Annotated in this window: 20 protein-coding genes; 10 read left to right on the top strand and 10 right to left on the bottom strand. The window is 62.2% G+C overall.

From position 1 onward, the window contains the following. Positions 1-228 carry a sulfurtransferase TusA family protein gene (locus LC343_RS22095; RefSeq protein WP_223479349.1) on the bottom strand — a complete coding sequence of 76 codons (228 nt, stop codon included), beginning with the start codon at positions 226-228 and terminating at the stop codon, positions 1-3. A 506-nt stretch (positions 229-734) separates the two neighbouring features. Here LC343_RS22095 and LC343_RS22090 point away from each other — a divergent pair. Further along, positions 735-1,667: an endonuclease/exonuclease/phosphatase family protein gene (locus tag LC343_RS22090; RefSeq protein WP_223479348.1), complete on the top strand. Its 933-nt coding sequence runs from the start codon at positions 735-737 to the stop codon at positions 1,665-1,667. Between the two features lie 6 nt (positions 1,668-1,673). Here the strand turns inward: LC343_RS22090 and LC343_RS22085 are convergent, their stop codons facing one another. From LC343_RS22085 to LC343_RS22075, 3 genes are all read right to left on the bottom strand, one after another. After that, on the bottom strand, positions 1,674-3,326 hold the full coding sequence (locus LC343_RS22085; RefSeq protein WP_223479347.1) for a sulfatase-like hydrolase/transferase: 1,653 nt from the start codon (positions 3,324-3,326) through the stop codon (positions 1,674-1,676). A gap of 65 nt (positions 3,327-3,391) precedes the next feature. After that, complete coding sequence (locus tag LC343_RS22080) at positions 3,392-4,405, bottom strand: TAXI family TRAP transporter solute-binding subunit (RefSeq protein ID WP_223479346.1); 1,014 nt, start codon at positions 4,403-4,405, stop codon at positions 3,392-3,394. After that, positions 4,402-6,318 (bottom strand): TRAP transporter permease, encoded by a 1,917-nt coding sequence (locus tag LC343_RS22075; RefSeq protein WP_223479345.1) that lies wholly within the window; start codon positions 6,316-6,318, stop codon positions 4,402-4,404. Before LC343_RS22075 ends, LC343_RS22080 begins: the two co-directional genes overlap by 4 nt. A gap of 117 nt (positions 6,319-6,435) precedes the next feature. On the opposite strand from LC343_RS22075, the gene LC343_RS22070 reads away from it, so the two are divergent. Further along, positions 6,436-7,260 (top strand): helix-turn-helix domain-containing protein, encoded by an 825-nt coding sequence (locus LC343_RS22070; protein ID WP_223479344.1) that lies wholly within the window; start codon positions 6,436-6,438, stop codon positions 7,258-7,260. Positions 7,261-7,263: 3 nt separating this feature from the next. On the opposite strand, the gene pyrG is transcribed toward LC343_RS22070, so the two are convergent. The 3 genes from pyrG to tpiA all read right to left on the bottom strand — a co-directional run bounded on the left by pyrG (position 7,264) and on the right by tpiA (position 10,216). Then, on the bottom strand, positions 7,264-8,892 hold the full coding sequence (gene pyrG, locus LC343_RS22065) for a CTP synthase (RefSeq protein ID WP_223479343.1): 1,629 nt from the start codon (positions 8,890-8,892) through the stop codon (positions 7,264-7,266). 97 nt (positions 8,893-8,989) lie between these two features. Further along, positions 8,990-9,385, bottom strand: a complete 396-nt coding sequence (secG, locus tag LC343_RS22060) for a preprotein translocase subunit SecG (RefSeq protein ID WP_223479342.1) — start codon at positions 9,383-9,385, stop codon at positions 8,990-8,992. Between the two features lie 78 nt (positions 9,386-9,463). Further along, positions 9,464-10,216, bottom strand: a complete 753-nt coding sequence (gene tpiA / locus LC343_RS22055) for a triose-phosphate isomerase (protein ID WP_223479341.1) — start codon at positions 10,214-10,216, stop codon at positions 9,464-9,466. A 129-nt stretch (positions 10,217-10,345) separates the two neighbouring features. On the opposite strand from tpiA, the gene LC343_RS22050 reads away from it, so the two are divergent. The 6 genes from LC343_RS22050 (at position 10,346) to lexA (ending at position 16,627) form a co-directional block, all read left to right on the top strand. Continuing rightward, a complete protein-coding gene (locus LC343_RS22050) occupies positions 10,346-12,238 on the top strand; it encodes a peptidylprolyl isomerase (protein ID WP_223479340.1) in 1,893 nt (630 codons plus the stop codon). An 11-nt stretch (positions 12,239-12,249) separates the two neighbouring features. Further along, positions 12,250-13,269, top strand: a complete 1,020-nt coding sequence (gene trpD, locus LC343_RS22045; protein WP_223479339.1) for an anthranilate phosphoribosyltransferase — start codon at positions 12,250-12,252, stop codon at positions 13,267-13,269. Between the two features lie 13 nt (positions 13,270-13,282). Continuing rightward, positions 13,283-14,101 (top strand): indole-3-glycerol phosphate synthase TrpC, encoded by an 819-nt coding sequence (gene trpC / locus LC343_RS22040; protein WP_223479338.1) that lies wholly within the window; start codon positions 13,283-13,285, stop codon positions 14,099-14,101. A gap of 1 nt (position 14,102) precedes the next feature. Beyond that, positions 14,103-14,600 carry a cyclic pyranopterin monophosphate synthase MoaC gene (gene moaC, locus LC343_RS22035; protein WP_223479337.1) on the top strand — a complete coding sequence of 166 codons (498 nt, stop codon included), beginning with the start codon at positions 14,103-14,105 and terminating at the stop codon, positions 14,598-14,600. Then, complete coding sequence (locus tag LC343_RS22030; RefSeq protein ID WP_223479336.1) at positions 14,597-15,811, top strand: molybdopterin molybdotransferase MoeA; 1,215 nt, start codon at positions 14,597-14,599, stop codon at positions 15,809-15,811. Before moaC ends, LC343_RS22030 begins: the two co-directional genes overlap by 4 nt. A gap of 96 nt (positions 15,812-15,907) precedes the next feature. Next, positions 15,908-16,627, top strand: coding sequence for a transcriptional repressor LexA (lexA, locus tag LC343_RS22025; protein WP_223479335.1), 720 nt, complete (start codon positions 15,908-15,910; stop codon positions 16,625-16,627). Between the two features lie 2 nt (positions 16,628-16,629). Here the strand turns inward: lexA and LC343_RS22020 are convergent, their stop codons facing one another. Then, entirely contained in the window at positions 16,630-18,990 is a 2,361-nt protein-coding gene (locus tag LC343_RS22020) for a ComEC/Rec2 family competence protein (RefSeq protein WP_223479334.1), read from the bottom strand. Positions 18,991-19,114: 124 nt separating this feature from the next. On the opposite strand from LC343_RS22020, the gene gltX reads away from it, so the two are divergent. Together gltX and gltA are read left to right on the top strand one after the other, a co-directional pair. Next, positions 19,115-20,539, top strand: a complete 1,425-nt coding sequence (gene gltX / locus LC343_RS22015) for a glutamate--tRNA ligase (protein ID WP_223479333.1) — start codon at positions 19,115-19,117, stop codon at positions 20,537-20,539. Between the two features lie 180 nt (positions 20,540-20,719). After that, entirely contained in the window at positions 20,720-22,012 is a 1,293-nt protein-coding gene (gene gltA / locus LC343_RS22010) for a citrate synthase (RefSeq protein WP_223479332.1), read from the top strand. A 54-nt stretch (positions 22,013-22,066) separates the two neighbouring features. On the opposite strand, the gene LC343_RS22005 is transcribed toward gltA, so the two are convergent. Continuing rightward, positions 22,067-23,254: a lipid-A-disaccharide synthase gene (locus LC343_RS22005; protein ID WP_223479331.1), complete on the bottom strand. Its 1,188-nt coding sequence runs from the start codon at positions 23,252-23,254 to the stop codon at positions 22,067-22,069. After that, positions 23,251-24,135, bottom strand: a complete 885-nt coding sequence (locus tag LC343_RS22000; RefSeq protein WP_223479330.1) for an LpxI family protein — start codon at positions 24,133-24,135, stop codon at positions 23,251-23,253. Before LC343_RS22000 ends, LC343_RS22005 begins: the two co-directional genes overlap by 4 nt. Position 24,136 lies beyond the last annotated feature (1 nt).

The following is a 24,136-nucleotide window of genomic DNA, read 5'->3' as shown; positions in this document are numbered from 1 at the left end:
TCAGCCCGTTTTTTTGATCAGGTAGATATAGGTGTTGCCGTCCTGGCGGGATTCCAGCAATTCGTTGCCGGTCGAGCGGCAGAATGCCTCGAAATCCTTCACCGAACCGGGATCCGTCGCCTGAACTTCCAGCGTAGTGCCGGCCGCCATCCCTTTCAGCGCCTTTTTCGCGCGCAGGATCGGCATCGGGCAATTGAGCCCCTTCGCGTCGACGGTTTCATCGGCCATTTGTCGTGCTCCTTGGCGGGCTGCGTCCGTTCAATCCTTTGATATCAATAGTTTCTCGTCCGCCCGTGTCCAGAGCGCGACGTCGACTTTTCGGCCAACTTCGCGGTCCTTCGCGCTTCGTTGGCCGAAAGCGCGGTTTACCCGACGATATTGCGGCTATGAAAGATCAGAGACCGAGAGATCTGGAAAAGGAAATCAGGCTGCGCACGGCGGATTCAGTCATGGCTCCGCCATTCTGGGTGAAGTCCCAGACGAGCACTATCGCAATCGCAATTACGGCAAGCATCAATTTCATCGCGATAGGCTAGCACGTATTGGCCGACATATGAATTCGGACGAATAGGCTCTGCCGGTTATCGTAAAGCCCGGTGTGCCGATCTTCGTCGACTTTTAGCGATCCATGGATCGCGCAAGCTTATTGGAATGCGCGCCGAACGCGATATGGCCAGCCGAGCGCGTCCGATTTACGGTGGTTCGGTACGGGTTCATCAGATTGCTTCCGATTCATGCGTATCGCGACTTTCAACGTTCAGAACATGCGCCTTCGCCGCACGGATGACGGCGTCTATCTGACAGGCGCTCGCGACATGGACGAACCCGCAACCGAAGGCCCGGCGGCGCGGGCGGTCGACATGATCGACCGCCGCCTCACGGCGGAAATCCTGGCCGATGCCGATGCCGATGTTGTCGGGCTGCAGGAGGTTTTCGATCGCGACACGCTCGATTACTTTCACGACCGCTATCTGCTGCCGACCGGCGCCGCCCCCTACCCCCACCGCGACTGCCTGCCCGGCAATGACGGGCGCGGTTTCGATGTCGCGCTCATGTCGCGGATCGCCCCGAAAGCGGTCGAAAGCCATGCGACGTTGACGCCGTCCCTGCTCGGCCTCGACAATCCGTCGGGACGCAATCCTGACGAGCCGGTGTTCCGTCGGGACTGCCTGAGTGCCGATGTCGGGCCCGTGACGCTCTACATTTGCCATTTCAAGGCGCCCTATCCGGATCCCGATATCGCCTGGCGCGCAAGGCGGCTGGAGGCGCTGGCGGTCCGGGAGCTGATAGAGAAGCGCTTTGCCGGTCGTGATGACGACTATTGGCTAATCCTCGGCGATCTCAACGAACCGGGTCGGGAGGAACGGTCCGAGCGCGCCATCGCCCCCCTGCTCGGCGGGTTTTCCGTCGATCTCGTCGCGCGCATGCCGGAAGCCCGGCAATGGTCGTACCACCTTGAGGAGGCCGATATCTATTCGCGACCGGACGCGATGTTCGCCTCTCCGGCGCTGGCTTCGGACTTCCCCGACACAAAGCCGCGTTTTCTGCGCAGGGGGCTCGGTCATGATACGGCGCGCTTTGACGGAGAGAGACTTGAGGGCGTCGGCTATCACCGCCCGCATGCCAGCGATCACGCCGCCCTGGTGATCGAATTCGAGGGATTGTAACGCTGCCTATCCCGCGGGACCGCGATATTTGACGGTCAGTTCCGGATCGACCTCGTCGCCATCATAGAGACCGAGCAGCACGCCCTTGCGCCGTGAGCGGCCGCGCATCGCGTTGATCGTATCGTCCGAGATCGCGGTGCGTTGCGCCATGCGGCGCGCCCAGCGCGCCAACCGCTCATACATCATGTCGATGATTTCGGCGTGGTCGGGGCTGTCGCCGAGATCGAGATATTCCTCGGGATCGTTTTCGAGATCGAACAGCATCGGCCGCAGGCCGCCCTCGGCATGCATCAGCTTCCAGCGCTTGTCGGCAATCATGAAGAGACGTGCGTCGCGCGGCTCCAGGCCCAGTTTAACGGCCATGGGGGTGGCCGAGTAATCATATTCGCTGACCGCGAAATCACGCCAGTTCTCGGGCGCTTCGCCAAGCAGGAATGGCCGCAGCGAACGACCCTCCACCACATGAGCTGGCACCTTGCCGCCGGCGGCCTCGATGAATGTCGCGGCGAGATCGATGCTTTCGATCAGTTCGTCACACACTGTTCCGCGTGTCGCATCCGCTTCCGGCGACGGGTCGTAGACGATCAGCGGCACCTTGACCGACTGTTCGTGGAACAGATCCTTCTCGCCCAGCCAGTGATCGCCGAGATAATCGCCGTGGTCGGAGGTGAGAACGATCATGGTGTCGTCGAGACGCCCGGTTTCTTCCAGATGCGCCATCAGGCGACCGAGTTCGTCGTCGCATTGCTTGATCAGGCCCATATAGGCGGGGATCACCTTTTCGCGGACCTCATCACGCGAGAACGCCTGTCCAATCGCGTTGGCCTGAAACGTGCCATAGACCGGGTGCGGATCGTCGCGTTCGCCAGGATGCTTCCTCGCGGGCAGGATCTGATTGCGGCCATACATCTCGTGATAGGGCGCCGGTACGATATAGGGCCAGTGTGGCTTGATATATGACAGGTGACAGAGCCACGGAGCGTCTTCGCCTTCACGATCGGCGAGGAAATCAATCATGCGCGACGTCAGCCATGGCGTCTCGGAATCCGCGTTGTCGATGTTGGCCGGCTTGTCGGCGTGTTTCATGAACCAGCCGGACGCCATCTCGCCATCTTCGGTGACGCCGGAATTGGCGAAGTCGTGCCAGGGATTGTCGCCGGGGTATCCTTTGGTCTTGAGATACTCGTTGTAGGGAGAACGCCGCGAGTCGTAGAAGCCGTCCGGCCCTTCGCTCCACAATCCGTCGTCGCGCAGATACACGTCGAACCCGCATTCTGAGACCCGTGCGCCGACAATGCTGTCGCGGGCCAGTCCGAGGCGCTCCATCCCCTCCTCGTCGACCTTCATATGCGTCTTGCCGATCAGCCAGGATTGCATGCCGAGCTTGCGCAGGTGATCGCCGATGGTCTGTTCGCCCACCTTGAGCGGAAAGTTGTTCCACGCCGCGCCGTGGCTGTGGACGTAGCGGCCTGTGTAATAACTCATCCGCGAAGCGCCGCAGACGGGCGATTGAACGTAACAGCGAGAGAAACGCACGCCGCGCGCGGCAAGCGCATCCATGTGCGGGGTTTCCAGCCATGGATGGCCGGCGCAGCTCAGATAGTCGAAGCGGAGCTGGTCATACATGATGAAGAGGATGTTGCGAATCTTGCGGGACATATGTGGCTGGTTTCAAATCTGGTTCATGTGGACGGGGCCGGCTGAACCGGCCCCGCGATTTCAAGTCATTGCATTTCGTCGGGAATTTCGAGACCGATTTCCTTGTAATATCTGATGGCGCCGGGATGGAGTGGCATGGCGCTGGACTTCTTCAGCCCATCGAGCGTGACCTTGCGCATGAAGGGTGTCGTTTCCTGCACTTCCGGCAGGTTTTCCCAGAAGACCTTGGTGATCTCGTAGACCGTGTCTTCGGGCATATCCATGCGCACGCCGACACCGACCGTCGAACCGACTTCGTAGACATCCTCGCTGTTGACGACGCCATCGCCGTAAATGCCGGCCGGAATCACGTCGAGCGTCCGGCCCGGACCGCGTGACGGGGCGAGCATTTCGTCGGTCGCGGCATCCACCTCCGCCTTGGTCGGGCCGAGAATGCGCAGTTTCGACGTCAACGCCAACTGCTCGATCTGCGGATAGGGCGGGATGCCGCCATTGATGTAGACGTCGATCTGGCGGTCCTGAAAGGCCTGCAGCGCGGCACCCCAGGACGCCTTGACGTTTTCATAGTCCTCGCCCGCCTTGTAGCCGGTCATCGACTCGATCCAGGCATTGGCCGTGTTCCATGCGCCGCCACCCGGAGGCCCGAGGAAGACCTTTTTCCCCTTGATATCCTTGAGCGACATCATGCCGGAATCGGCGTAGGTGACCACGTGATAGGCGCCATAGGGGAACCAGTAGATCAGGCCGAGATTCTTCGACAGTTCCGGCGCCTTTTCCAGCTTGGAATACATCGCCTTGCCGTTCTTCATGAACTGATAGACGGTCGGCGAGACCATGCAGAGATCGATCTTTCCGGACGCGACCTCGACCATGTGTTTCGTCGCCGCGCCGGTGGCGTCGACGGTGATCTCGTAACCGCTCTGCTTGTCGTTGACGATGTTGGCCATGGTGGTCATCACCAGATAGGCCGAAGAGCCCGGATCGATGGTGGCCATCTTGAGCTTCTCGGCGGCAAATGCTCCGGTCGACAAGGCAACCGTCGCCAGGCCCGCCAATGCGGCACGGGTCAGATGTTTCATGTTTTCCTCCCTTGGGTTGTGGTTTCCGGAAGCGCCTCCACGCTCCGGGATCTGATGTAATGCAGCACGATCAGCAGCACCGCGAGCGTGCCGCCTGCGAGGCTCGACAGGATGTCCGGGGTCAGGACGGCGACCGCCGCTGCAAGGCGAATGGCGCTTTCCCATAGTGGAAGCCGCGACTTGTCGAATCCTGCGAGAGCCGTGCCGATCATCCAGGTCGCGAGCATGAAACAGGCGAGCGACCAGGCGAGACCTGTGACGGTGAAGCCGTCGATGATCAGGATGTCCGGGTGATAGACGAAGATGAACGGAATAATGAAACCGGCGATTGCCAGGCGAACCGCCTCGACGCCTGTCTCCATCGGCTTGGCACCGGCGATCGGCGCGGCGGCGAAGGCGGCAAGCGCGACGGGCGGCGTAATCACCGAGAGCACTCCGAAATAGAGCATGAACATGTGCGCGGCGATTTTCGAGATACCGAGGCCTTCCAGCGCCGGCCCCATGACGAGCGCCAGGATCAGATAGGCCGTCACGGAAGGCACGCCCATTCCCATGACGATGCAGCCCGCCATGACGAGGAACAGCGCGATCAGCAAGCTGCCGCCGGACGCGGCGCGGATCGCGTCGGCGAATTCAAGGCCGATCCCGCTCATGTTGACGATGCCGATTACGACGCCGACCGAGGTGACGATGATCATCAGGTTTGCGCCCGTCTTGCCCGCGCTGACGAGCGCCTGCCACCAGGCGGACGGATGCCGAAACCGTGGAAACAGGATCAGGCAAAGGACCGAGGCGACGCAGAGCGCGTAGAAACCGGCATTCTGGGGCGTGCGACCGGTCAGCAGGACCGCGATGATGACACCGAGCGGGATCCAGAATGCGAGACTCGCGATCCAGTCCTGGCGTGTCAGCGTCTCACGTTTTTCGGGCGGCGTCGCGCCTATGCCCTGTTTTCGCGACTCGATCAGGACGACGATAAACAGGCTTGCATAGTAGAGGATCGCGGGAATGAGCGCCGCGACGACGATCTTCAGATAGGGAATTCCCGTCACGTCGGCCATGATGAAGGCCACTACGCCCATGACCGGCGGCATGATCTGCCCGCCAGTCGATGCAGCAGCCTCGACCGCGCCTGCGAATTTGGCCTTGAAGCCGGCGCGCTTGATGATTGGAATCGTGAAGATGCCGGTCGAAACGACATTGGCGATGGCCGCGCCCGACATGGTGCCGAACATGGCGGAGCCGACAATGGCGGCATGCGCCGGACCGCCGGCGAAGCGACCGGTGGCGGCGAATGCGATCTTGAGGAGCACATCGCCCGCGCCGGACGCCTGCAGCACTGCTCCATAAACGATAAAGATCAACACTGTGGTCGCAACGACCTGAAGCGGGCGGCCAAACACGCCATCGGTCGTAAACCACTGCCGGTCGGCGACACTGGACCAGTCGAGATCCGCTCCGCCAAGGCCATCAGGAAGGACGGCGTAAAGAAGCATACCGAAGAACACGATCGCCATCGGGATGCCGAACAGGCGCCAGGTCAAATAGCCGATGATCGCAAAGGCGATCCAGGACGCCATCAGGTCTGTGCGGGAGATGTCGACGAAGAACTCTTCCTGCTCCAGCATGATCCCCATCCAGCGCAGGACAAGGAATGCGAAGACCGCGAGGAGAATGAAATGCGCCACGCTGACGAACGGACTGGCAGTCCTGACGGGCGCGCCCCCGACAGGCGCATCGACAACCTCGCGCTCGCCTGAATCGAGGAGCAGAATGGCGATCACCACTCCGGCCAGCGCGACGCCGCCGAAGACAATGATCGTGTCGAAAATCCCGAACCCGGCGATATAGACCGCGAATGCGGCCAGTACGGCGGCCAGAACCTCCGCTATCCGCGTTTTCAGTTTTCGCACGATGGCTCCTCCCAGACGCGCTTCACATCCGATCATGCGGAAAACGCTTCCCGGCACAATCAAACCTTGAAGAACGTGCCGCTCAGTGGCACGCTTTCGCTTCGGAGGGTCACGCGAATGACAGAACTGGCGAACCGGTCACTCGACCGCGGGATCACCATTCTGGAATCGCTCGCGCGCAATGGCGCGAGTTCGCTGGCGGACCTGCATCGCGATTGCGATATCGCCAAATCGACCATCAGGCGGCTGCTCGGAACCCTGATCGAACATCGCCTCGTGCGCCGCTCGGTGTCCGACGGTTTGTATCGCGTGACGATCGCGCTTCCGGCCGGCGCAAACGAACCCATCCCGCAGGAAATGGCGAGCCTGACCGATGTCGCCATGCCGCGCGCGGTGGAACTCACAAAAGAGGTGGAATGGCCGTCCGATGTCCATGTGCTCGACGGGCTTTGCATGCGCATCGTCGATTCCACACGCCCGCTCAGCCCTTTTCACATGTATCGCGGCATCATCAACCGCAGGATAAACATGTTTGGATCGGCAACCGGAATGGCTTGTCTTGCCGTTCGCACCGATTCCGAAATCGCCGAGTACGACCGTCTGACGGCCGGCAACATGTCAATTGGCCTGTCGCGTTTCGGCTATACGCTGAAACAGTTCATGCCGGAGATCGAAAAGGCGCGCGCGCGCGGTTATGGCATACGCCTCGGGGTCTATCGCGGCGAAACAATGCTGGATGACGGACTGGCCGCGATTGCCGTGCCGATCAATGTCTATGGACAGCCCAACGCCGCGATCAGCATGATCTGGCCGCGGGCATTCCAGGAGCCGGAAGAGTTCGCGAAACGGCATCTGAAGCCCCTCGAGGAGGCTGCCCGGCGCATCGCCGAGGATCTTGTGACGCTGTTTCCGCAGGACGCGGAACCCGCGCGCCGCACGTGACGATCAAACGAGGCGGCTCTGTTCCAGCGCGGCCTCGATGAAGCTCGAGAACAGCGGATGCGGTTCGAAGGGCCGCGACTTCAGTTCGGGGTGATACTGCACGCCGATGAACCACGGATGGTCCGGATACTCGATCGTCTCCGGCAGAACGCCGTCGGGTGAGAGGCCCGAGAATACGAGACCGCATTCCTCCAGACGTTCCCGGTAGTCGATATTGACCTCGTAGCGGTGGCGATGGCGCTCCGATATGTCGGTCTTGCCGTAAATGTCGGCGATACGTGTCCCTTCCCGCAGCGTCGCCTTGTAGGCGCCCAGACGCATGGTTCCGCCCAGATCACCGGCCTGGGTACGCTTTTCGAGCATGTTGCCCTTCAGCCATTCGGTCATCAGGCCGACGACGGGTTCCTTGGCCGGGCCGAATTCGGTTGAAGACGCATGCTCGATACCCGCCAATGACCGAGCTGCCTCGATGCATGCCATCTGCATGCCGAAGCAGATGCCGAAATAGGGAACCTTGCGTTCGCGCGCGAAGGTCGCGGCGGAAATCTTGCCCTCGGAACCGCGTTCGCCGAAGCCGCCGGGAACGAGAATGCCGTGAACGTGTTCGAGATAGGTCGCGGGGTCTTCGCTTTCGAACACCTCGGATTCGATCCATTCGAGCTTCACCTTGACCCGATTGGCCATGCCGCCGTGATGCAGCGCCTCGATCAGCGATTTGTAGGCATCCTTGAGGCCGGTATATTTGCCGACGATGGCAATCGTGACCTCGCCCTCGGGATTGTGCACCCTGTCGGATACATCGTCCCAGACCGCCATACGCGGCTGCGGGGCCGGCTCGATACCGAAGGCGGCGAGCACCTCCTCGTCGAGCCCCTCATCGTGATAGGCCTTCGGTACGTCGTAGATCGAGGCGACGTCGAGTGCCTGGATCACCGCGGATTCCCGCACGTTGCAGAACAGCGAGAGCTTCTTGCGCTCCGAATCCGGAATAGGACGGTCGGCACGCACCAGCAGGACATCCGGCGCGATACCGATCGAGCGCAGTTCCTTGACCGAGTGCTGGGTCGGCTTCGTCTTCAATTCGCCGGCGGCGGGGATATAGGGCATCAGGGTCAGATGGACGTAGACGGCGTTGCCGCGCGGCAGATCGTTGCCGAGTTGGCGGATTGCCTCCATGAACGGCATCGCCTCGATGTCGCCGACGGTGCCGCCGATCTCGCAGAGAACGAAGTCGTATCCGTCATTGCCGTCGAGGACGAAATTCTTGATCTCGTCGGTAACGTGCGGGATCACCTGCACCGTCGCGCCCAGATAATCGCCGCGCCGTTCCTTGGCGATGATGTTCTGGTAGATGCGACCGGTCGTGATGTTGTCGTTCTGGTTCGCCGACCGTCCCGTAAAGCGCTCGTAGTGCCCGAGATCGAGATCCGTTTCCGCGCCGTCGTCGGTCACGAAGACCTCGCCGTGCTGGTAGGGCGACATCGTGCCCGGATCGACGTTGAGATAAGGGTCGAGTTTCTTCAGTCGAACGCTGTAGCCGCGTGCCTGCAGTACCGCGCCGAGAGCTGCGGAAGCGATGCCTTTTCCGAGGGAAGAAACCACGCCACCAGTTATGAATACATACCGTGCCATGGGCTTTGACCGATATCCCCTCGAATAGGATTACGCAAAGAAAAAAACGCCTCGAATGGACTTACCCACACGAGGCGCTTGATGGATTGAGTTGGCGTTAGTTGTTCGGGACGGACGGTTCCGACGGCGTTTCCGTCGTTTCGGCCGGCGCCTCGTCGGGCGCACCGAGCATGTCGAGAACGCCGTTCTGCGTCGGAACCGGCGTCGTTCCGTCCTGGTCCTGCTGGATTTGCGCAGGCACCCGGTCGAGAATGTCGGTCGGGTTTTCGCCGTAACGCGCCAGAAGGCCGAGCGCGATCGAGGTCGCGAAGAACGCGGCCGCGAGGATCGACGTCGTCCGCGTGAGCGTGTCGGCCGCGCCGCGCGCCGACATGAAACCGCCATTGCCGCCGCCGCCCATGCCGAGCGCACCGCCTTCGGAGCGCTGAAGCAGTACGACGCCCACCAGGGCGACCACAATCATGAGGTGGATAACAATCAGAACGGTTTGCATATGACGGTCTTGGTTATTTCGTTGGACGGGCGCGTCTCTACACCCTCATCGGCGCGACTGGAAGGCCGAATCGGACTTTCAGCCGCCTATTCCGTCACAGATGGCGAGAAAGTCGACCGCTTTCAAGCTCGCGCCGCCGATAAGCCCGCCATCGACATTGGGAATCGCGAAGATTTCTGCCGCGTTGCCCGGTTTTACCGAGCCGCCGTAAAGGATGCGGATCGCAGCCCCCTCGTCGCCAAATCGCTCCGAAACCGTCTTGCGAATGAAGGCATGCATTGCGGCGATGTCCTCTGACGATGGAACGAGCCCGGTGCCGATGGCCCAGACCGGTTCATACGCGATCACTGTCGTCGCCGCGGTCATCGCGTCCGGTATCGAGCCGGCCAGTTGCGTGCCGACGACGCTTTCCGCGTCGCCCGCTTCCCGCTCCTCGCGCGTTTCGCCCACGCAGATGATCGCGGTCAATCCAGCGCGCCATGCGGCTTCGGCCTTCGCCGCGACCTCGCCGTCGGTCTCGCCATGATCGGTACGCCTTTCGGAATGTCCGACGATGACCGCCGATGCGCCGGCATCGGCCAGCATCTCCGCCGAGACGTCGCCGGTATGCGCGCCGCTCTCCTTGGCATGGCAGTCTTCACCGCCGATCATCAGCGCCGATCCATCGGCTTTTCGTGCGGCACGTTCGACGAGTGTCGCCGGGACGCAAAGCAGCGTTTCGAATGTCGTCGCCGCGGGCGCGGCGCACACCGCTTCGACTTCGGCGAGCGATGCCGCGGTCCCATTCATCTTCCAGTTGCCTGCTACAAGTGGTTTCACGCCCGGCGTCATCGCTCTCCCTTTCCTGAAATTGCAGTTCCTGTTAACGCCAAGGGGCGCAAAGGAAAAGCCCGGCGCGCGCTTGCGTCGCCCTTCAAGCACTCCTAAAAAGCGCGGAAATCGAAATCGGAACTCTCCTTCATGCTTGATAGTCTTCGCAAATCGTCCAAGTCGTGGGTGGCAAAGGGACTGCTGCTCCTGCTGCTCGTCAGCTTCGGCGTCTGGGGCGTATCCGGTCAAATGCTCAGCGGAAGCGCCGGTCAGGCCGTTGTGACCGCCGGCCAAACGGAGGTGTCGGCGCTCGATTACCGCCTCGCCTACGACCGGCAGATGGCCGTCTTCTCGCGCCAGCTCGGCGAGCGCATCTCGCGTGAACAGGCGCGTCTGTTCGGGATCGACCAGGCGGTTCTCGGCCAGATGGTCGCGGGCGCCGTGCTCGACGAACAGTCCCGTCTCATGAATCTCGGCCTTTCGAAGGACCGCCTCGCCGCGCTCGTCGCGGAAGATCCGGCCTTCCGGGGCGTCAACGGCCAGTTCAGCCGCGACAGCTTCCGGCAAGTGCTTCGCAGCGTTGGTATGAGGGAGGACGACTATATCCGCAACCGTCAGGAAGTCGCCATCCGCCAGCAGATCGTCGAGGCCGTCTCCGACGGAATCGATGTCCCGCAGGTCATGCTCGAAGCTTTCGCGCAACACAGCGGCGAAACGCGCGATGTCGAGTATTTCTCGGTCGGCCAGGGTGCGATCGAGACCGTTACCGCACCTGACGATGCGACGCTCGAAGAGTATTTCGACGCCAACAAGAACGCCTACCGTGCCCCGGAATATCGCGGCATCCAGTATGTGCCACTCACGCCGGACGCCATCGTGGATCTCGATTCCGTTTCCGAGGACGACGTGCGCGCCGACTACGAAGCACGGATCGATCGCTATTCGACTCCGGAGACGCGGACGGTAGAACAGCTTGTTTTCAGCGACGCGGCAAGCGCCGCCGCCGCCCATGAGCGCATCCTCGCCGGTCAGGCGTTCGAAGACGCAGTGACCGATGCAGGTAAGACCATGGATGACGCGCAACTCGGTACGCTTGCGAAGTCGGACCTCCCGGATCCGGCGGTCGCCGAAGCGGCGTTCGACCTTGCCCGTGCCGGCGACGTCTCTGGCGTCATCGACGGCGCATTCGGCCCCGTGATCGTGCGCGTCACGGCCATCACGCCGGAAACGGTCAAGCCTTTCGAGGAGGTCAGCGAAGATATCCGGCGCGAACTGGCGCTGGTGACCGCCAATGATACGCTCCTCGATATCCACGACGCCTATGAAGATGCCCGTGCGGGCGGCGCGACCATGAAGGAAGCCGCGACCCGTCAGAAGCTCGAAATGCAAACGATCGAGGCAACCGATTCCCAGGGCCGCACACCGTCCGGCGAAACACTGTCGACGATCCCCGAACAGGCCGATCTCATCGCAGCCGCCTTCGATTCCGAGGAAGGCGCCGAAAACCCGCCGATCAACGCGGCCGATTCCGGTTTTCTCTGGTACGAGGTCACAAAGGTGGAACCGTCCCGCGACAGGACATTCGACGAGGTCCGCGAACGCGTGACGTCCGACTGGATTGCCGAGGAAACGGATCGGCGTATCGAGGAAAAGGCAAATGCGTTGGCCGAGCGGCTTAGCGGCGGAGAGACCTTGTCCGAAATCGCTGAAGCCGAGGGTTTCACGGTCGAGTACAAATATGGCCTGCAGCGCGGCAAAAACGACGCCGAATTCGGTGCGAGCGGGATAGCGGAAGTCTTCGACGGCGGTCCCGACCACAAGGGATCGGTCGCATCGCCTTCGGGCAATGCACGCTACGTTTTCCGCGTCACGGGCGTTTCCCAGCCGGTGGGCGGAATCGAGACGCTCGGCGAAGGCGTGGCGGCCAACATCAAGTCCTCGATCGCCGATGACTTGCTTGACCAGATGGTGGCCAAGCTGCAGACGGTTTTCACGGTTCAGGTGAACCAGAACGCGATTGCTCGCGCATTGAGCACGCAATAGCGGAGCGCTCCATGGACAATCTGAAGCCCTTCATCGCCAAGGTCGCCGACGGTCAAGCGCTCTCGGCACAGGAGGCGCGCGACGCCTTTGGCGTGATGATGTCCGGAAATGCGACGCCGTCCCAGATCGGCGGGTTTCTCATGGCGCTGCGCGTGCGTGGCGAGACTGTCGACGAAATCACCGGTGCCGTCACCGTCATGCGCGAAAAGATGACCCGTGTCGCCGCCCCGAAAGGCGCGATCGACATCGTCGGCACCGGCGGCGACAATTCGGGCAGCTACAATGTCTCGACCTGTGCCGCCTTTATCGCCTGCGGCGCGGGCGCGACGATCGCGAAGCACGGCAATCGTTCGCTCTCCTCGAAGTCGGGCTCGGCGGAAGCGCTTGGCGAACTTGGCTTCGATCTCGACGCCACGCCGCAAACCATCGGACGGTGCATCAGCGAGGGCGGCCTCGGCTTCATGTTCGCGCCGATGCATCATGCGGCCATGCGTCATGTCGGGCCGAGCCGCGTGGAGCTTGGGACGCGCACCATATTCAACCTGCTCGGGCCGCTCTCCAATCCGGCCGGTGTCGAACGGCAGGTGGTGGGCGTCTTCGCGCCGCAATGGGTCGAACCGTTGGCGGAAGTCCTCAAGGCGCTTGGATCCAGCCACGTCTGGGTGGTTCACGGTGACGGGCTCGATGAGCTGACAACGGCTGGCGCCACAAAAGTCGCGGAATTGAAGGATGGCGCGATATCGACCTTTACGCTGACGCCGGACGACCTGGGCCTTCCACGTGTGTCGATCGACGATCTGAAGGGCGGAGATCCGAAGCACAATGCGGCGGCCTTGCGCGCCGTTCTGGAAGGCGAGAAGAATGCCTATCGGAACATCGCTTGCCTCAACGCCGCCGCCGGCCTCGTGGTCGCCGATCTTGCCACCGATCTCGCCGACGGCCTGGTGAAGGCGGCAGAGTCGATCGACAGCGGAAAGGCGCACTCCGTGATGGAACGCGCCGCTGCGATCTCCCGTGGCGAAACGGTTTAGGACAGTAGAACAAGTGTCTGATATCCTGCAGAAAATCGAAACCTACAAGCGCGAGGAAATCGCAGCGGCGAAAGCGGCCTGCCCATTGAACGAGGTCAAGTCGCGCCTGGCGGACATCGGGCCGCCTCGCGGGTTCCTCGCTGCCCTTCAAGCCCGCAAGGCCATCGGCGAATTTGGCCTGATCGCCGAGATCAAGAAGGCGAGCCCTTCGAAAGGCCTGATCCGTCCGGACTTCGACCCGCCTGCATTGGCGACGGCCTACGAGCACGGCGGCGCGGCGTGCCTCTCGGTTCTGACGGACACCCCCTCCTTTCAGGGCGCGCCGGAATATCTGACGGCCGCGCGCGACGCGTGTTCGCTCCCGGCCCTTCGCAAGGACTTCATGTTCGAGCCCTACCAGGTCTACGAAGCGAGGAGTTGGGGCGCCGACGCGATCCTCATCATCATGGCCTCGCTCTCCGACGACGAAGCGCGCGCGCTGGAGGATACCGCCTTCGAACTCGGCATGGATGCACTGATCGAAGTCCATGACGAGGCCGAAACGGAACGGGCATTGAAGCTTTCCTCGAAGCTGCTCGGCGTCAACAACCGCAATCTGCGGACCTTCAAAGTGGATCTGGCGAACAGCGAACGGCTCGCCTCGATGGTCACCGGGGACAGGCTCCTCGTCGGCGAAAGCGGCATTGTCACGCATGACGATTGCCTGCGTCTTGAGCGGTCCGGTATCTCGGCCTTCCTGGTCGGAGAAAGCCTCATGCGCCAGGACGATGTCACCGCCGCGACACGGCTCCTGCTGACCGGCGAAGCCGGCGCGGAACGGAAGTCAGCCTGAGATGGCCGAAAAGGACGCCGGCTCGCTGACCCATCTGGGCGCTGACGGTGCGGCCAACATGGTCGATGTCGCCAGCAAGGACGACACGGTGCGCGAAGCCGTCGCCGAAGGCCATGTCAGCATGACCGCCGAGACACTGGATGCGATTCTTTCGGGCAACGCCAAGAAGGGCGATGTCGTCTCGGTGGCGCGGATCGCGGGGATCATGGCGGCCAAGAAGACGCATGAACTCATTCCGCTTTGCCACCCATTGATGCTGTCCAAGGTTTCGGTCGAGATAGAACCGGACCCCGCCCTGCCCGGATTTCGCGTCGAGGCGCTGGCCCGGCTGACCGGCAAGACTGGCGTCGAGATGGAGGCGCTGACGGCGGTCTCCGTCGCCTGCCTGACGATCTACGACATGGCGAAAGCCATCGACAAGGGCATGGAGATCGGGCCTGTCCGGCTGGTCTCCAAGACTGGCGGTAAGTCGGGCGAATGGACCCGGAGCGCACCTTGAGCGGGCCCTTGATACCGGTCGGAGAAGCCCGGGAGCGGCTACTGGCGGATGCCGCGCCGCTCGGCAGCGAGACTGTCGCGCTGAACGACGCCCACGGGCGCGTTCTTGCGGCCGGTATCACGGCGCGTCGCACCCAGCCGCCGCAGGCCGTTTCCGCCATGGATGGCTATGCGGTGCGCGCTTCCGATATCGCAAATTCACCTGCCGATCTCGACCTGATCGGCGAAGCGGCTGCAGGTCATCCCTTTGAAGGCAAGGTCGGTGTCGGCCAGACCGTTCGGATCTTTACCGGAAGCGTCGTGCCCGGCGGAGCCGATACGGTGATGTTGCAGGAAAACGCGACCGTTCTCGCCGATGGCCGTATCCGCTCGAACCAGAGCGAACCGGCAGGACGCCATATTCGCGCCGCCGGCCTCGATTTCAAACAGGGACAATCCGTGCTTCCGGCCGGAACTATGATCGATGCCGGGGCGCTTTGCCTCGCGGCGGCGGCCAATCACCCTGACCTGCCTGTCATCCGAAAACCGCGCGTCGGCATTCTCGCGACCGGCGATGAATTGCTGCTGCCTGGCTCAGTGCCCGGTCCGGGCCAGATCATCGCATCGAACTCATACGGCGTCGCGGCGCTTGCGCGCGAAGCCGGAGGCGACCCCATCGATCTCGGCATCGTCGCGGATCGGGAAGCGGATCTTGCCGACAGGCTGGACCGCGCGGTCGCCGATGAGCTCGATATACTGGTGACCCTCGGCGGCGCATCCGTCGGCGATCACGACCTCGTCCAGAAGGTTTTCGTCGCACGCGGGATGGAACTCGACTTCTGGCGAATCGCCATGCGCCCGGGCAAGCCGCTGATGTTCGGCCGGCTTGGTGACATGCGCATTCTCGGTCTGCCGGGCAATCCTGTCTCGGCAATGGTCTGCGCCATCCTGTTTCTCCGGCCGCTTCTCGAAAAACTCGGAGGCCGGGATTTCGCGCAACGGCGCGTGCCGGCAGTTCTCGATGCACCGATGCGGGAGAACGACCGCCGCGAGGATTATGTGCGCGCGGCGACATACCGCGCCGAATCAGGTGAACTCCACGTCACCCCCTTCCCCGTTCAGGATTCCTCGATGATCAGCACCTTCGCGCGCTCCGACGCGCTGATCATACGACCGCCGCACGCGCCTTCGGCGGCCATTGGCGACACGGTGGAAATATTGGAGCTTAAATAGCCCAGCGTTTAAACGATTGTTAAACGCTTGCAGAACACATATGGAACAGATAATGTCCGTTCTGTGTTTGTTTATATTTGATTCTGCGAGGGCGCGATGCTGACACGCAAACAACTCGATCTCCTGATGTTCATCAATGAGCGTCTGAAGGAGTCCGGCGTGCCGCCATCCTTCGACGAAATGAAGGAAGCGCTGAACCTCGCATCGAAGTCGGGAATTCACCGCCTGATCACCGCGCTGGAAGAGCGCGGCTTCATTCGCAGGCTTCCGAATCGCGCTCGTGCTCTGGAGGTAATCCGGCTGCCCGACAGCCTGACGCCCGGCGCGGGTCAACGGCGCGGCTTTTCCCCCAGCGTCATTCAGGGAAGTCTTGGAAGGCCGGCGCCCGAACCGAAGCCGGCTCCGCGACCCGTCAAGGCAAATGATGCGGACGGCCCGATCGCGATCCCCGTCATGGGCAAGATCGCGGCCGGCGTGCCGATTTCCGCCATCGAACACCAGACGCGCTCGATCTCGCTTCCGCCGGACATGATCGGCGCCGGCGAGCATTACGCGCTTGAGGTCGAGGGCGATTCGATGATCGAGGCCGGTATCTTCAGCGGCGATACGGCGATCATCAAGAAGAGCGATACCGCCAATGCGGGCGACATAATCGTGGCACTCGTAGACGACGAGGAAGCGACGCTGAAACGTTTCCGCCGCAAGGGCGCCTCGATCGCGCTCGAAGCGGCGAATCCGGCCTACGAGACCCGTATCTTCGGACCCGACCGCGTTCGCGTGCAGGGTCGGCTCGTCGGTCTCATTCGCCGCTACTGACGCTATCGCCGATCGGCAAGGTCGCGTGCGGCACGCGAATAGCGGCGGTGATCCAGCCATGGCCTGACGGGTCCTGGAAGCGCATGCGTGATCTTGACTTGGCCACCGGGCGCGAGACGGATTTCAGCCGTTCCATTCAACGCCAGCGTTTGCGCGGAAAGAACGGGCGTGCCGTCGGCGCAGGTTTTTGGCGACGGCGCCTTGGCGAAGATCACCAGATCGTATTCACGGCATAGCGTTTCGAGGCTCGTACTGGACGTTCTCATGTCTTCGAAGGCCGCGGATATATAGCCAATTCGCGCGGACGCACGCGCATTGCCGGCCTGTGCGCTGCAGATCGATTTACCGCATGTCATGACCGTAGACTCATCTGGTTTGACGAAATCGGCCGCCCGATAGGCCTGATGCCACAACTCCATCGTGAATGCATTCGGACGCTCCCGATTGGTATGCAGGCGGACGCCATCTGCCTGCGCCGCGATCAATGCAAACTGGCGGCCATCTTCGGACACGACCGCGATCGGTGGCGACGCAGCGGACCAGACGATGAACCCTGCCCCGAAGAACGGCAGCGACAGCCATCGCAGGCGCGTTGTCAGGAGGCACAGAACCACAAGTCCCAATGACAGCAATCCAAGCGCCGCGGACGGCATCTGTCCGGTCGCAAGCGGCGGATGCATAGCCGCGACACGTTCGGCTATGGTGATTACCAGTCCCACAGCCCATGCCATCGCCTTGAAGAGGTAGACATGCAGGCCGAACGGCATGAAGACCATGGCGGCGACCGCAAGCGGCATGACCAGGATTGTCACGACGGGCATGGCGGCCAGATTCGCAAGGAGGCCATAGGGCGCGACCCGCCCGAAATGATAGGATGCAAACAGTCCGGTCGCCGCCCCGGCGACCAGCGATGTCACGGCTATTCCGAACGCATAGCGCGACAGGGTGACAAGACTGGCGATGAACGGTCCCCTCTCCGTTCGTTCCGTTTGCCGCCTCTCGCGCCTGTTGGTCCAATCCTGCCAGCCGCCATAGACCGCAATCAGCGCTGCGGTTGCGGCAAACGACATCTGGAACCCCGGACCCGTCACCTCATGCGGTGCGATCGCCATGACAAGCAGGCCCGCCAGTGCCAGATTGCGCATGGTCACGGCGTTCCGGTCGAATGTCAGCGCCAACAGCATGATGGCGAGCATGGCGAAAGACCGTTGGGTGGCCACGCCGGCGCCTGCGAGGAACAGGTAGAACCCCGTAGCGGCAAGCGCACCGGCTGCCGCATATTTTTTCACGGGGCGGCGTGCCGACCACTCGGGAGCGAAGGCGAACCCCAGCCGCAACGTCGCCATCACCGTTGCGGCGACAAGCGCCATGTGGAGGCCGGAAATCGACAGGATGTGGGCCAGCCCGGAGACGCGGAGCGCTTCGGTCACGCTTTCCGGAATGCCGGACTTGTTTCCCGTCACAAGAGCCGCGGCGACGGCGCCTTCCCGTCCCGGTGCGGATCGCTGGATCTCCCGGCTGATTGCAAGGCGCGCACGCTCGACAGCCGTTGCGAGGCTTTTCATGCCCCATGATTGCGCCGGTATTTCAATCGGATCAGGATGACCGAGAAAGAAGCCGTTGGCGCCGAGGCCGTCGTAAAAGGCATGGAAACCGAAATCGTAGCCTCCGGGATGGAATGGGCCGGAAGGCGACGTCAGTCGGACGAGCCCTTTTATCCCGCCTCCCACCTCGAAACCCTCGGCCGATCCCGGTGCGGTCACACGAACGCGATCCGGCGCATAATAGAGGGCCGGCCGCTCGGTTTTGAGCACGTCGATCGTGAACCGGGTCCGCCCGTTCGCGCGCTCCTCCATCGCCGTTATGCGACCGGTGAGGCGCGTCGAGACATCCGAGCCAAGCATCGGGGTCGCCGTCCACCATGTTTGCGCCTGTGCCAGTGACATTCCGGCGACGATGACGAAGCCGAACACCGCCACCATGCGCACCGGCCCGGTCTGGCCTCTCAGTGCAAACAAAATAAGCGCGAGTGTTACGAGCCCGACCGGCAGGTTCCAGGGCTGCGGTTCGACCGGAAGGCGAAAATATAAAACGATACCCGCGAGCAGTCCGACGGGAAGAAACAGGAAAGGCGTACCGACGGCTCGTTCGCGCTCTGTGGCGCTCCGCCATGCGCGTTGCAGGCTGCGACGGGTCGGCACAGGCAGCCGGGGCAGATGTGGGCGCCGGAACGGCTTAGCGGCGTCGGGCAGTGCCTCTTCGACGACCGGAATGACCGTTTGCCCAGCCTCTTCGCCGGCTGGGCGAAAGAACAGCCTTTCATCGGTCGTGGTCCGCGTGTCGTGCCTGGCTTCCCCGGTCATTGCGGATGAGCGCTCCGGGCGCCACAGGCCTTGTTTGCGCTGGGCGCGGCGTGTGTTAGACGTGCACCGAATTCCGCACCCGGCCGCCTTGACGGCCCGCTAATCAAAACAATCGGAGCACAGCATGACTGGCGAGGTCGTCACCCGTTTCGCCCCCTCCCCGACCGGTTTCCTGCACATTGGCGGCGCACGCACCGCACTGTTCAACTGGCTCTACGCCCGACACACCGGCGGCAAAATGTATCTGAGGATCGAGGATACCGACCGCGAACGTTCGTCGCAAGCAGCGGTTGAGGCGATCCTGGACGGGTTGCATTGGCTCGGACTGGATTGGGACGGCGAGCCCATATCCCAGTACGAACGGGCCGTCAGACATCGCGCCGTTGCGCTCGAGCTGGTCGAAAAAGGCTTGGCATATCACTGCTATGCATCCGCCGAGGAGCTGACGGAGATGCGCGAGAAGGCCCGCGCGGAAGGCCGTCCGCCCCGCTATGACGGCCGCTGGCGTGACCGCGATCCCTCGGAGGCCCCTGAAGGCGTGTCGCCGGTGGTTCGCATCAAGGCGCCACGCGAGGGCGAAACGGTCGTGCGCGACATGGTCCAGGGCGATGTGCGCTTCCCGAACAAGGATCTGGACGACTTCATCATCCTGCGATCCGACGGCAACCCGACCTATATGCTGGCGGTCGTAGTGGATGATCACGACATGGGCGTCACGCATGTCATTCGCGGCGACGACCACCTGACCAATGCGGCGCGCCAGACGATCATTTTCCAGTCGATGGGTTGGGACGTCCCGAACATGGCCCACATCCCGCTGATCCACGGCCCCGACGGTGCGAAGCTCTCCAAGCGCCATGGCGCGCTTGGCGTCGAGGCCTACAGGGCGATGGGTTATCTGCCCGAGGCATTGAGGAACTACCTCTCCCGTCTCGGCTGGAGCCATGGCGATGACGAGATCATGTCGACGGAGCAGATGATCGAGTGGTTCGACGTTACCGACGTCAACAAGGGCGCGGCGCGGTTCGACTTCGCCAAACTGGAAGCCACCAACGGGCTCTATATCCGCGGCGCCGACGATGCCTATCTTGTCGAACGGATCGTAGCCCTTCTGCCGGAACTCGAGAACACGGAAGCCATTCGCGAAAAGCTCTCGGCCCCGGAGATGCGCGCAAAACTGCTCGCAGCGATGCCGGGCCTCAAGGAACGCGCCAAGACGCTGACCGAACTGATCGACAGCGCGGGCTATCTTTTCGCCGAACGTCCTTTGAACTTCGATGAAAAGGCGTCCGGTATCCTGTCCGACGAGGCGCGGCAGGTTCTGGGCCGCCTGCGACCGCAACTCGAGGCTGTCGGCGAATGGTCCGTCGAGGCGCTGGACGCAGCTGTACGTGCCTTCGCGGAAACAGAGGAACTCAAGCTCGGCAAGGTTGCGCAGCCTCTCAGAGCGGCGCTGACCGGCCGCGCGACGTCGCCAGGGGTTTTCGATGTCCTGGCCGTACTCGGTCGGGAGGAATCGCTGGCGCGCATTCGTGATTGCGAGTCTTAAAAGGCTTTCTCACAGGCGCTCCGAGACTTATAATGCATCGCAGCATTAAGCCCTTAGGCTGGCTTGGCAGCGCGTCGCGGATACGGTAGCAACCAGCGCGGGACCATTCATACAGGAATATGCTGCATTGCAATAATTCACGTCTTTTCCGTGAAAAGTTTTGTTTGAGAAGGAGACATCATGTCTGAGGAAACTGCGAAACTGTCATTCTCGGGTAAGGAGCATGACTTCTCCGTACGCAAAGGTTCTATCGGGCCGGACGTCATCGACATATCCAGCCTCTACAAGGAAACCGGCGCGTTTACCTACGACCCGGGTTTCACCTCCACCGCGTCTTGCGATTCGGAAATCACCTTCATCGACGGCGATGAGGGCACATTGCTTCATCGCGGCTATCCGATCGAGCAACTGGCCGAGCACGGCGACTTCCTGGAAGTCTGCTACCTGCTGCTCTATGGCGAATTGCCGACGAAGACCCAGAAGTCCGATTTCGACTACCGCGTGACGCGCCACACCATGGTGCATGAGCAGATGAACCGGTTCTTCACCGGCTTCCGTCGCGACGCACACCCGATGGCCGTCATGTGCGGCACTGTCGGCGCTCTTTCGGCCTTCTATCACGACTCGACCGATATCTCCGATCCGCATCAGCGCATGGTCGCCTCTATGCGCATGATCGCGAAGATGCCGACGATCGCGGCCATGGCCTATAAATATCACATCGGCCAGCCTTTCGTTTATCCGCAGAATGACCTCGACTACGCATCGAACTTCCTGCGCATGTGTTTCGCGGTCCCCTGCGAGGAATATGAGGTGAATCCGGTTCTGGCCCGCGCCATGGACCGTATCTTCATCCTGCATGCCGATCACGAGCAGAACGCCTCTACCTCCACCGTGCGGCTTGCCGGCTCCTCCGGCGCAAATCCGTTCGCCTGCATCGCGGCCGGCATCGCCTGCCTGTGGGGTCCGGCGCATGGCGGCGCCAACGAAGCCGCGCTCAACATGCTGGCCGAGATCGGCAGCGTCGACCGTATACCGGAATATATCGAGCGCGCGAAGGACAAGAACGATCCGTTCCGCCTGATGGGCTTCGGTCACCGGGTCTACAAGAACTACGACCCGCGCGCGAAGATCATGCAGAAGACCACGCATGAGGTCCTTGGCGAACTCGGCATCAAGGACGACCCGATGCTGGAAGTCGCCATGGAACTGGAAAAGATCGCGCTTCACGACGATTATTTCGTCGAGAAGAAGCTGTATCCGAATATCGACTTCTATTCGGGCATCACGCTGCGTGCGCTCGGCTTCCCGACCAACATGTTCACGGTGCTGTTCTCCGTCGCCCGCACGGTTGGCTGGATCGCCCAGTGGAAGGAAATGATCGAGGATCCGAACCAGCGCATCGGACGGCCCCGCCAGCTCTACACCGGCGCGCCGAAACGCGATTACGTGCCGATGAACAAGCGCAGCTGACGCATTCTTGCATGACGTTTTGGGCCGGCTTTCCGAAAGGATGGCCGGCCTTTTCTATTGCTGCGACGGGGACTTGCTCTTTAGTTCCGCCAGCACGACGCCGGCAGCCGAAATGCCCGGACGTTCGGGTGTCGCCATCAGTTCCCGCATATCCCGAAATGCGTCGAGCTGGCGCTTCGCGGCAAGGCTTTCCGGCGCGACCAACTCCTCGATCCAGCGCGCAAGCATGCCGGGCCTGATCGTCGTGTCCAGGAACTCCGGAACGACCGGTCGGTCGCATATGAGATTCGGGAGCGCCGCGGTCCAGATCTTAATCATCGGCAGGAACGGCTTCATGAAGGCGTCCGTTCGATAGCAACTGATCGCGGGCACCCCGGCGAGCGCGAGTTCGAGGATCACGGTCCCGGACGCCGCCAGCGCCGCGTCCGCGCGCCGAAAGGCATCCAACTTTTGAGAATGCTCCACGGTGATCGTCGGCTTGACCGGCCAGTTTGCAGTCTCGCTTTCCAGGAACCCGACAAGTTTCGGCAGGGTCGGCATGAGGATGCGGAACGTTCGTCCGCGCCGGTTCAATTCCGCTACGGCAGCCCCGAAATCGCCGATCAGTGACTTGACCTCGCCGACCCGCGACCCGGGAAGGAGAAGCAGATCGAATGCCTCGTTCCCGTTCGGTTGGGAACGGCTCTCCCGCTTGGTCCAGATATCCGCCAGTTCAGTGTCGGATGCCAGAGGATGCCCGACATAGTGCGTTGGCGGTCCGCCCAGGCGTTGCATGACCTCGGGCTCGAATGGAAGGATCGCAAGGACGTGGTCAATATGTCCGGCCATCTTGCGCGCACGGTCCGGCCGCCAGGCCCAAACGGACGGCGCGACATACTTCACGATCGGCGTATCCGGAAGGGCGCGTTTCACGCGTCGTGCCACCCGGTGAGAAAAATCCGGACTATCGATCAGCACGATCGCGTCTGGCCGCGCCGCGATCAGGGCATCCGCCGTCTGTCGAATGCGCAGAAACAGGCGCGGCAGACTGGCGAGCACTCCGGAAACGCCTGTTATGGCGATCTCCGACGCATCGAACACGCTGTCGAGCCCCCTCTCCCGAAGCCGGTCGCCGCCGACACCGACGAGCGAGATGTTGCGTCCGGACCGGGTCTTGATCGAGTCCAGAAGATCAATGGCAAGATTCTCGCCGGATTGTTCTCCGGCGACGATACCGAGTACCAATGTATCACTGACCGTCATTGGCGCCCGGTTCCTCCGGCAGTGGTTTCCGGGTGGATCCCGTGCAGGAAAATGCCGAGCTCCTCCGCCTTCGCACAGGTCGCGTCATGATCGGAAATGAGGGCGCGACCGGCATGCACGCAAATGCCCTTCAGCTTCGCGGCGTGGGCGTTCTGCACCGTAACGCGCCCTATCGTGGGCAGGTCGGCACGGATTTCCTGGCCGGGTTTTGCCAGTTTGACGAGGACGCCACCCCGGCGATCCGGGATACGCCCTTCCTTTCGCAACTCGGCGACGCGCAAGAGCATCTGGTCGGTTCCCTCTGCCCCTTCGAGTGCGACGATGCGACGGCCGATCGCAACACAAGCCTGACCGGCGTCAAGCCGGCCGAGAGCAAGTGCTCCATTGACCGCGGTCGCGATGCTCTCCCCGTCTGCCGCTGTCGGAGCCGGGCCGGCGATATGGCCTTCGGAGGCGAGCAACTCGGGAACGAGCTCGTGTACGCCCCGCACGCGAAATCCGGCCTCTTCGATCATCTCGACGACGCCGCGCAACAGAGAATCGTCACCGGATTTGAGCTTGGGAAGGAATTTCGCAGCCAGCCGGAACGTCGTCCAGTCCGGCCTTATGCGCCAGAGGCTTGGACGCTGTTTCGCGCTGCCCACCATGACCACATCCGCCGGCCGGACCCGCTCCAGTATCGAGAGCAGCACCCCTATGTGGGACGTATGAATGTATTCGTGCTCGAAACGAGAGACGGCGGGATCGGCCTCTCCCTCGAGCGCAACGATGAAGGGGTTGCGGCCCTGCTCGGCGAGCGTTTCGGCAACGAAGAGAGGAATGTTTCCGCCGCCGGCGATGATAACGACACGTCCGTCACTGGCGGAGGCGACGGCTGGCATC

It is taken from the genome of Oricola indica (assembly GCF_019966595.1).
Classification (GTDB): domain Bacteria; phylum Pseudomonadota; class Alphaproteobacteria; order Rhizobiales; family Rhizobiaceae; genus Oricola; species Oricola indica.
Note: the sequence above shows the minus strand (reverse complement) of the source record. Positions and strands in the feature narration are given on the sequence as shown.